The sequence below is a fragment of the Mesorhizobium sp. M7A.F.Ca.CA.002.04.1.1 genome (assembly GCF_004022805.1).
GTDB lineage: Bacteria > Pseudomonadota > Alphaproteobacteria > Rhizobiales > Rhizobiaceae > Mesorhizobium > Mesorhizobium ciceri.
The window spans coordinates 1-5,821 of the sequence record NZ_RZPL01000337.1; the positions used below are offsets into that span (position 1 = coordinate 1).

At 59.8% G+C, this 5,821-nt stretch carries 5 protein-coding genes and 2 pseudogenes; 2 read left to right on the forward strand and 5 right to left on the reverse strand.

What is annotated here, in order from left to right:
- Positions 1-1,511 precede the first annotated feature (1,511 nt).
- On the forward strand, positions 1,512-1,859 hold the full coding sequence (locus ENZ75_RS18170) for a transposase (protein WP_063169310.1): 348 nt from the start codon (positions 1,512-1,514) through the stop codon (positions 1,857-1,859).
- Between the two features lie 48 nt (positions 1,860-1,907).
- Here ENZ75_RS18170 and ENZ75_RS35155 read toward each other — a convergent pair.
- Positions 1,908-2,044, reverse strand: a pseudogene (locus ENZ75_RS35155) (IS3 family transposase); the annotation flags it as partial.
- A 528-nt stretch (positions 2,045-2,572) separates the two neighbouring features.
- Between ENZ75_RS35155 and ENZ75_RS35160 the strand changes: the two are divergent.
- Positions 2,573-2,947, forward strand: coding sequence for a zinc ribbon domain-containing protein (locus tag ENZ75_RS35160; RefSeq protein WP_063169311.1), 375 nt, complete (start codon positions 2,573-2,575; stop codon positions 2,945-2,947).
- A 55-nt stretch (positions 2,948-3,002) separates the two neighbouring features.
- Here the strand turns inward: ENZ75_RS35160 and ENZ75_RS18180 are convergent.
- From ENZ75_RS18180 to ENZ75_RS18195, 4 genes and pseudogenes are all read right to left on the reverse strand, one after another.
- Positions 3,003-3,127: pseudogene (locus ENZ75_RS18180) on the reverse strand (integrase core domain-containing protein); the annotation flags it as partial.
- 24 nt (positions 3,128-3,151) lie between these two features.
- Positions 3,152-4,054 (reverse strand): CoA ester lyase, encoded by a 903-nt coding sequence (locus tag ENZ75_RS18185; protein ID WP_210326668.1) that lies wholly within the window; start codon positions 4,052-4,054, stop codon positions 3,152-3,154.
- 133 nt (positions 4,055-4,187) lie between these two features.
- Positions 4,188-5,339: a CaiB/BaiF CoA-transferase family protein gene (locus tag ENZ75_RS18190; protein ID WP_063169312.1), complete on the reverse strand. Its 1,152-nt coding sequence runs from the start codon at positions 5,337-5,339 to the stop codon at positions 4,188-4,190.
- 11 nt (positions 5,340-5,350) lie between these two features.
- The coding region (locus tag ENZ75_RS18195; protein WP_281061249.1) for an enolase C-terminal domain-like protein at positions 5,351-5,821 on the reverse strand (471 nt) is incomplete at its 5' end.

Sequence of the window (5,821 nt, forward strand, 5' to 3'; positions counted from 1 at the left end):
GCTAACAAGATGGGAAAGGAGGTCATTGCTATTGCCGCTGGCGGACTTCGGCCGGCCACCCCATTTCCTCTTCCGAGAGGTGAATTGTCCAACCAACCCTGCTGACTAATGACGAGCATGATCGTATCGTCAACGTGTCACAGAATTGCTTGCAAGCTCACGGCCTCAGCTGGGCCAACGAACATTGAACTCCGTGGACGAAGCCTGGACCCGTCGTCATCCAAGTCAATCCGCGCCTCGATGAGGGGACAGATCCTCAATTGGTTCAGCTGGCTTGCAGTATTGCACCTAGCAGTCACGGCGAGGACTGGGATTTGCGAAGAAGGCATTCTCGCAGTGCGGCCGTACGGTACCTCATTCCTGGCACACTGGATTAGATCGCTGGCGACATTAAGATCAGGTGTGACCGAGGTGAAATTTTATGTCGAAAACCTGAAGGCAGGGCGTCAGGCAGGGCGATTACAGAGATCCTATCGGACATGTCATCGCAGTTTCATCCACCATTGCTCGACCGAGGCGACACTCATCGTCCCATCAACCTAATCCATTGGTCGATCACGCCGTTCACGACCCTTGGCGAAGAAGGAATCAGCAGCCCCTAGGCTCAATTGGAAAGCGGGGCGGGGTCCATACGTATCTTCGTTTCCGGGCACCTCATGCTAATGAAGCCGCGACAACAGGTTGGTTATGCACCCAGGTGCTGGCCAATCCGGCTTGACTGGAAAGTTTCATACCCAGGCCTGGCACAGGCGAGCGTGATGCCGCTCTCGCTATGTTGGACCGCAGACGCCGCGACGGCGCATCGACTGGCGCTGGCGAAGCCTAGGACGCGCCAGTCAAGGACCTGCAAAGAGCAAGATCACGCCGCGCGTTGCCTTCAACGCCCATTTGAGCAGAAAGCAACAAGCCTCGCGTATAGCGATCGATGACCGCACGAAGCGCCATCCGGGCTATGATCTCAGTCAGCACTGCCCTAAGGGGTCAGAGGAGGGTTCGGTCAGTCAAGACCTCAGACGGCATGGCCAAGGTCAAGCTGCGAGGATGTGCCACCGCGGGCGCGGCATAACTTGGCGGGCTACAATTTGGTTCGCTTGCCCAGGCTGCTGGCAGCGCCGGTAGTCGGCCGCGCCGGACTGGCACCTACGTCTGGTCCATGAACGGTTGCTTTAGCAAAACCGAAGTCCTCGCCAAAACTCTTCGCCGACGTGCGACGACCGCGCCGGTGCTCGTTCCGGGGTCGGCAAGACGAAGACAGGCCTACTCTGGATTTATGCCCGCGATGACTGATTAGGGAGGGAGCGGACCGCCGGGCGTCTTATGTCTATGCGCCGGACCGAAAAGGCCCAGCGTGCGATCGCTCATCTCGCAGGCTCTCTACCGGAACTTGCAGGTCGACGGCTATAGCGGGCCATCGCTTGCTGGCCGACGAAAAGCGGCTTCACGCTCGCCTTCTGCCATGCCGCGCCCGATCGAGGCGCTAAGAAGGATCCGCGAACTCTAAAAGATCGAGGATGACATCCGTAGCCGAGGCCAACGAGGCCTTGCTGCACGCAGGCAAAAAGTGCTCAACCATCACGGCACTGGACCCAGGGCGGCTAGAGAAGCTCGGCCAAATCAGTCAGAAGACCAAGCTCACAGCGGCGATCCCCTACACGCTCTCGCGCTGGGAAGCGCCTCTCGCGCATCCTGGACGAGGCCATATCAAGATCGACAGCAACGTGGTCGAACGCTCAATCATACGCAACTCTTTTTGCAGCTCCGGCGGTGGCGCTGAGCACTGGTCAGTCATCGTGTCGCTGGGTGATCGCCGGGATTGGCCGGATAGCCTGAAGCTAAGGCCGTCGAGCCAGACCCTCTGACCTGCCACTGAACTTTCAACCAGTGGCGATTAGCCTCGGCCGTTTCTGTTATGGCGCGGTTTGAGCAACGGGCGGAGGCGCGAAGCCTTCATTGAGTGCAGCGTCGGAGCCGGTTGCGGCGAGGGTTCCGGCGAAGACCGCCGGGGTCAAATAGCGAGCGAGGAATGCGGCCTCACGGTGTTGAACAACACCAGGAAAGAACACCCACAGGACCGAGGAACGCAAGTTTCTTTATCCGTGGCATCCTTGGGCCGGGCGTTGTGTTCACGTTCATGAGGTGATCGAGAACGCCGACCGGGAGGTTTTCCGCTGCAGTCTCTCCCGCCACGCCTCCGATCGGTGGCTGGAAGTTCCGGCCTGGATGTTTGATCGCGGTCTGCACCGCGTGGCGCATTGCCCTGCCCCACATATCGATCCCAGAACGCTTGGCGTCTTGGTGACACTGCTGCAGGACCCGACGGCCAATTCCCACACCCCATCGCAATTGGAGGATTCGGGCGCAGCATCGGGTCCTCACGAAGCGAACCGGGGAGAGGTCCATACCGCGCCAGCCTACGACATATCAGTTCGATCTTCTCCAACCCGCACGACGCGCAGACCGCGCAGATGCCGCCATTCGCTCGCGCAGCCGCCGTAAGGCGCGAGATGCTGGCGCTGATTCCGGGTGCACACGAAGGCTACGTCGGCTGGGAAAGGCGGAAGCGATCCGCAAGATGGTGAGCGACCACGTGCCCACGAGCCGGCATCACGGGGCGCCCAAGCATGGCGACGCTCTGCTCGCCGACCTTGTCCGCTGCCGGCGCTGCGGCCGCGAGCTGACGGTCCGCTACACGGGAACCAAGCACAACATTCCGCGCTATTCCTGCTGGCGTGGTCTGCTTGACAATGGCGAGCCGCGTTGCATCGCCTTCGGTGGACTCGCGTCGATCGAAGGCGTTCATCCTCTGCCGGACGGTCCATGGGTCTTCAGCCGATCAACGCTTGACGAACCGGCGGCTCAGCGCATCGTTCATCGCGCGCGGCAAAACCCAAAATACCCCATGGGATCGCATCCAGATCAGCAAAACCTATTCACTCAAATGACATAGACAGATGAGTGTTATGAACAGGATTTAGGTCCTGCCTCCATTCGGCAGTGGCACTGCGGGCGTGGTCGAGGCCGAAGAACAGGCCATCGTTCAACAGCTCGTCTCGCATTCGGCCGTTGAGGGAATCGCGTAGCCATTTTGCATCGGCTTGCCCGGCGCGGTGTAGTGCCATTCGCTCCTGTTCAGCCGCTGATAACAGGCCAGTCAGTTGTTGCCCACAAGAATCAGGATCTCGTGGGCGCGCCGCACCACTGGCGGATCTATCATTTTGCCATTCAACGAGAATGCGGACAGTCCACGCGTGGCGGCATCATTTGCCGCCGCGACAACTTTATGGGCCCACTCGAGCTCCTGGGCGCTTGGCGAGAAAGCCTCATTGAATATGGCCACCTGTGTCGGATGGATCGCCAAAGCTCCGGCAAAGCCAAGCCGCCGCGCCCGCACCGCGGCCTCACGAAGTTTATGCGTGTCCGAGAACTCGCCGATGCTTCCTATGAAGCCCAGCGGGAGCAAGCCGGCCGCGCGGGCGGCAAACAGAACAGAAAGGTTCGGCGTCAAAAGAAGGTCGAATCCTGGGGCGCCGCCAACAGCGGCGCTGAAGTCTTCAGGGCCAAGCGCCATTGCGACCATCCTTGGATGCGCCGACGCAATGGCCGCAAGCCTTTGCAAGGCGCCCGGGGTCTCAATCTGGGCAAGGAACCGGATGCCTCCCTGCGGAAGATTTCTTTCACGTTCTAGTTCCGAAACCGCATTCGCGATCTCTATAACCCACTCTGCCGAATCCGTCTTCGGAAGAACCAGTGCGTCAACACCCGCCATCACGGCTGCATCGAGATCGGCCGCCAAGGCGCGCAGACCATGATTCACGCGGACCAAAACAGATGCGCCTTTCCGGCCCACCTCTGCCACGCATTCAGGAAGCTGCTGCCGTGACTCTCCTTTCCGATCCTGGGGCACGGAATCCTCCAGGTCGAGAATGACGCCATCTGCGCCCCGCTCATGGGCCGTCTCTACAAAGCGCGGAACGTGAACAGGAACGAAGAGCAGGGATCTCCAGCGCGGTACAGACATCGCGCCTTCAACGGCCGCAAAGGTGTCCTTGATCATGGAGACGCCTTTGCGGCCGATTTTAGCGCGGGCGCTGCCAGTGAGCTTTCTAGGCGGCCGGTGCGCTGAAATGATCCGAGGTACACAGGCATTTTGTAAACCGCGAGCAGTCTCACCTTACTGAAACGCGCGCTCACGCTGACGCGGCTCTTTCGCGCAAAAGCGCCCGCACCTCCTCGCGGACAGCCTCGGTATGAGAGCCAAGAGCCGGGACTGGGCGAAGCGAGGGGAGCTCCGAGTTGAAAATCGCCGCCGGCGCTATCGTCTCGACGGCTCCATCGGGTGTTCCAACCTGCACCCTGCGAATGTGTGGATGCTTTGAAACATCCACCACTTCGTTCAGTCGGCCATATGCCAGGCCGGCCGCCTCGAGCTCCTGCATCGCATCGTGGCAGGATAGTTCAAAAAACCGCTGTTCAATGATCTCATCAAGTTGCGCACGATGAGCGAGGCGCTCCATATTGTCAGCAAAACCAGGTGCGCGTGTGAGCCCGGACTGCTTCAGGAATTTCTCGCAGAAATTCACCCATTCGCGGTCATTCTGAACCGAAAAGATGACCTCTTTGCCGTCGGCACAGCGATAGGCACCATACGGCGCGAGCGACGGGTGTTTCACGCCTGCGCGTACCGTCTGGTAGCCGCTGTAATCATTTTGCAAAACCGGCACGTTCATCCAGTCGGCGACGGCATCAAACAGTGACACCTGGATGCTGGTCCCTTCGCCGGTGACCTCGCGGTGGTACAGTGCCTGAAGAATGGCGCTGTGCGCTGTCATGCCCGCCGAGATATCGCAAACCGAGACCCCTACACGCGCAGGCCCCTGTTGGTTGCCGGTGATAGCGCATAGACCTGTTTCGGCCTGGACGATCAGATCGTAGGCCTTCAAATGGGAATACGGCCCTGACTCCCCGAAACCAGAAATGTCGCAGGTGATCAGCCGCGGATATCGTCGACGCAGATCAGCGGACGCGAACCCCAGTTTTTCTATGCTGCCCGGCTTTAGATTCTGGATGAAGACATCAGCACTGGCAATGAGCGTGTCGAGGACGGCGCGATCCGCCTCCAACCTCAGGTCTAGACAGACCGACTCCTTACCCCGGTTGAGCCAGACGAAGTACGCGCTCTGCCCCCGCACCAGCTTGTCGTAGTTTCGGGCAAAGTCCCCTTCGGGCCTTTCGACCTTGATCACCCGGGCGCCTGCGTCAGCAAGGCGAGACGATGCGTAGGGAGCTGCAACGGCCTGTTCGACCGCCACAACCGTGATGTCCTTGAGACTGTTTAGCATCAGGGCGCTTCCTACGCGGCTTTCAGGTTTTGTGCCCGACGCCGATCAAGCATGGCGAGCAACCGATTTTGTTCGTTGCCTACAATGGAAAGACCTTCGTCGATGCCCATGCCAGGCTTCGCGAGCATCATGTCCGCCTGTGTTGCCACCGAAATGTGAACCGTCGCTCGCGCGGAGAGATCCGTCTCGCTGCAGCTGCCTCCCACATAGGCGTCCACGTTGTTCTCTTTGCACAGAAGCACCGCACGGGCGCTGTCGGCGATCGAGCCCACGTCCGGCGTCTTGATCTGCACGAGATGGGTCGCCTTAGCCTCCGCAAACAGACGCACATCCTCTAAGGTGTTGCAGCGTTCATCGACAACGATGCGCGCACGTGACGCGCGCGCATTCAGAATGCCGACGATCTGCCCGTAATTTTCGACCTGCGCCGGCGTAGACCCGAAGTCGGCTGGCGATTCGATATTCACCGTGAACTCCGGAAC

What these genes read in the sequence shown, in the direction of transcription:
- ENZ75_RS18170 (WP_063169310.1), top strand. Translation starts at nt 1,512, where the DNA reads ATGACATCCGTAGCCGAGGCCAACGAGGCCTTGCTGCACGCAGGCAAA.
- ENZ75_RS18190 (WP_063169312.1), bottom strand. Translation starts at nt 5,339, where the DNA reads ATGCTAAACAGTCTCAAGGACATCACGGTTGTGGCGGTCGAACAGGCC.
- ENZ75_RS18185 (WP_210326668.1), bottom strand. Translation starts at nt 4,054, where the DNA reads ATGATCAAGGACACCTTTGCGGCCGTTGAAGGCGCGATGTCTGTACCG.
- ENZ75_RS35160 (WP_063169311.1), top strand. Translation starts at nt 2,573, where the DNA reads ATGGTGAGCGACCACGTGCCCACGAGCCGGCATCACGGGGCGCCCAAG.